The sequence below is a fragment of the Paenibacillus popilliae ATCC 14706 genome (genome assembly GCF_000315235.1).
Lineage (GTDB): Bacteria > Bacillota > Bacilli > Paenibacillales > Paenibacillaceae > Paenibacillus_B > Paenibacillus_B popilliae.
This window is the reverse complement of the sequence record NZ_BALG01000233.1, coordinates 1-407: the sequence shown is the minus strand read 5'-3', so window position 1 is coordinate 407 and position 407 is coordinate 1. Positions and strand designations below refer to the sequence as shown.

Below are 407 nucleotides of genomic sequence, written 5' to 3'. Positions count from 1 at the left end.
GGGGAAATTGATATTGTTGTAAAAGCAAAGGGAGTGATAAAGACGAGCGAAAAAGTGACAAGAATAACCAACAAAGTACTGGGTGAAGTTGAGTTGGTGCACTATACGGACGGACAAAAGGTCAAGCAAGGGGACATATTATATTCTTTAAAAAAGACGGTATGGATAAGCGACGAAAGTTAATTGCTGATGAATTACGGAGAGCAAAATCAGAGTACGGACATGAAAATCGAGAGCAACCTATCGACGTAAAGGATGCACTTCAGGCAGAACATACGACACCCATGAAATTTTCCATACATATGGCACAACGGAACAATAAAATCTCGCAAGTCCATTCTAAATTAGAACAAGTAAAGCTGTTGCAGAAATCGATGATGACAGGTAAAAATTATTTTACAAAGAAG

General features: G+C 38.3%; 2 protein-coding genes. Both read left to right on the top strand.

Going from position 1 to position 407, the window contains the following annotated elements:
- On the top strand, positions 1–183 hold a 183-nt coding region (locus tag PPOP_RS14820; RefSeq protein WP_006287347.1), incomplete at its 5' end, for a biotin/lipoyl-binding protein.
- Positions 162–407: hypothetical protein (locus PPOP_RS24470; RefSeq protein ID WP_006287346.1), on the top strand; the 246-nt coding region annotated here is incomplete at its 3' end. The genes PPOP_RS14820 and PPOP_RS24470, both read left to right, overlap by 22 nt.